This window comes from Marinomonas sp. TI.3.20, from assembly GCF_038155025.1.
In the GTDB taxonomy this organism is placed as follows: domain Bacteria; phylum Pseudomonadota; class Gammaproteobacteria; order Pseudomonadales; family Marinomonadaceae; genus Marinomonas; species Marinomonas flavescens.
This window is the reverse complement of the sequence record NZ_JBAKAS010000047.1, coordinates 1-2,236: the sequence shown is the minus strand read 5'-3', so window position 1 is coordinate 2,236 and position 2,236 is coordinate 1. Positions and strand designations below refer to the sequence as shown.

Genomic DNA, 2,236 nt, shown 5'->3' with positions numbered 1-2,236 from the left:
CGCTTGGCTGGACTGTCCAAAAAGTCGACGAGAACAAGAAGATGACCAACTTGCCGTTACGATTAAAACACATTGGCTTGAGAGTGGTTGTGTTTACGGCTACCGCAACATCACCAAAGACCTAAAGGGAGAAGGTAAGTCTTGTGGAAAGAATCGAGTGCTAAGAGTGATGCGCCGTGAGGGTCTAAAAGCGCTCATAGGCTACAAACGTCACCCTGCTTTTTATAGTGGCTCTGAGCGTAACACAGCGCCAAATACACTAAATAGAGCGTTTATTGTCCCAGAGCCAGATCAAGTCTGGGTAACTGATTTTACGTATATCCGGACAAAAGAAGGCTGGCTTTACGTCACCGTCGTTGTTGATCTATTTTCTAGATTGATCGTAGGGTGGTCAATGAGATCAAGAGCGACAGCGGAGTCCGTTATTGATGCTTTACTCATGGCGATTTGGCGGCGACGTCCCACAAAAAAAGTACTGGTACACTCAGATCAAGGCGCTCAATATACCTCGAAAGATTGGCAAACCTTCTTAAAAGATAATAATCTGGAAGCCAGTATGAGTCGTCGTGGTAACTGCCATGATAATGCTGTTGCGGAAAGCTTTTTCTCATTGTTAAAAAAAGAAAGAGTACGCAATCGAACCTACAAAACAAGAAGCGATGCTCGCTCAGAGATTTTTGATTATATCGAGTGCTTTTATAATCCAAAGCGACACCATGGATCAAATAATGGATTATCGCCACTGCAATATGAGAAGCGATATTTTACGGAGCTAGAAACTGTCTAGGAAACTGGGTCCATACCATTGCTTGAACATCGATTCTTGTCTATATAGAGGTAAGCTGTATTGGAAGTTCCCCGTAATGATTTTGATTTGGTTGAGTAGGCGGGGAATTGCGATGCTTTAAGGCATCATCTTTGGTGGTACTGGTACTTGTTTAATGTGATTTTAACGCCTGTTTTTTTACACTCTCGGCACGTGTATTTAGCGCGTACTGTTTCGATCACTTTAAGTTATGTGGAGATAAACTTGAACTGGATTTCCACTCGGCTAGTTCGAGTCTTTTCATCCAACAACAGTGATTTCTTAAGTAAAAGAATCTTAAGAGAGTCAAGATCATTGGGTAAGTCATCAGGAAGTATTTTTATGGTTTGGTATACCTAAGCGAATGGCCTAATCGTTATGATATCGATAGGTTAAATGTGGGTGAGTGTCTTGCAGATTGAGAGAAAGGCAATCCAGCAACCAATTTAACTGACATGGTGAGGCTTGAATCGACAAGTGCTCATCATCAATACCAGGCCATTGGAAATGCCTTTTTCGTGACGCTTGTAATGCAACCAAAAAATTATCTGACATCCATTGTAAGGTTTTGACTTTATTGCGTGCTCGACCAAAAAAACAAAAATCTGTTTGCTACAAGGTTCTTTTTAAGGTTGTACGCGACAGCCTATTGTTTCTAGTAGGTTTTTTTATATGCACCTTGAAGATCTTCAGATGTCGGGTCTCCAACTCAATATTTAAGATGACCGGTGTTTCTTTGTATCTTGTTTTATAATGTTTATATTCTTGTTTTTACTTGTTTATTCTTGTTTAGAGAAGAAATATTTCAATAAAATCAAAGGTTTATAATAATTAACGTGACAGATTAGTAAATTAACGTGACAGATCCGCAAGATATCGTGACTAATCGAATCTTAACGTGACAGATATTCTTATCAACGTGACATTTTGACTTTTCATCGTGTCAACTTCACCAGCAAGTCAAAGGCTATTAAGTTTACTTGAGCTTTAACGTGACAATTTCGCTGTAGTTTTATATCTGATTATTTCTTTTTTGACATGATGTAACTGCCGCCCCGCTTGATCGTGACAGATCCGCCACTCTTATAAACGCCATGGTTGCCTTTGTGTCACGATGTGGCTGCTTTCATAGTTAATCGTGACAGATTCGCCACTCTCATGAATGCCATGGTTGCCTTTTTGTCACGATGTGACTGCTTTCATAGTTAATCGTGACAGATTCGCCACTCTCATGAATGCCATGGTTGCCTTTTTGTCACGATGTGACTGCTTTCATAGTTAATCGTGACAGATTCGCCACTCTTATGAATGCCATGGTTGCCCTTTTGTCACGATATAGCTGGTGTCCTACTCGAGCGTGACAGATTCGCCACTCTTATGAACGCCATGGTTGCCTTTGTGTCACGATATAGCTGGTGTCCTACTCGAGCG

Annotated in this window: 1 protein-coding gene and 1 pseudogene; one reads left to right on the top strand and one right to left on the bottom strand. The window is 40.8% G+C overall.

Annotation, left to right across the window (positions count from 1 at the left end):
• Positions 1–787 (top strand): IS3 family transposase (locus V6259_RS19440; RefSeq protein WP_341585943.1); only part of this gene is annotated, 787 nt, incomplete at its 5' end.
• A 387-nt stretch (positions 788–1,174) separates the two neighbouring features.
• Here V6259_RS19440 and tnpB read toward each other — a convergent pair.
• A pseudogene (tnpB, locus tag V6259_RS19435) lies at positions 1,175–1,396 on the bottom strand (IS66 family insertion sequence element accessory protein TnpB); the annotation flags it as partial.
• Between the last annotated feature and the right edge of the window lie 840 nt (positions 1,397–2,236).